Below are 282 nucleotides of genomic sequence, written 5' to 3' on the forward strand. Positions count from 1 at the left end.
GAAGAGCAGCGGTGCCGAGGCGATCCATCCCGGCTACGGCTTCCTCTCCGAGAGCGCCGAGTTCGCACAGGCATGTGCGGAAGCCGGATTGATCTTTGTCGGCCCGACCGCCGAGATGATAACCGCCATGGGCTCGAAGTCGGGCTCGAAGGCTCTGATGGAGAAGGCCGGCGTGCCACTGGTGCCCGGCTATCATGGGGATGCGCAGGACGATGACACGCTGTCCAATGCGGCCAACAAGATTGGTTTCCCCGTCCTGGTGAAGGCGTCGGCCGGCGGCGG

Annotated in this window: 1 protein-coding gene; it reads left to right on the forward strand. The window is 64.9% G+C overall.

Annotation, left to right across the window (positions count from 1 at the left end):
* The coding region (locus RVY79_RS19110) for a biotin carboxylase N-terminal domain-containing protein (protein WP_317466132.1) at positions 1 to 282 on the forward strand (282 nt) is incomplete at both ends.

The organism is Chromohalobacter sp. HP20-39 (genome assembly GCF_033052815.1).
Lineage (GTDB): Bacteria > Pseudomonadota > Gammaproteobacteria > Pseudomonadales > Halomonadaceae > Chromohalobacter.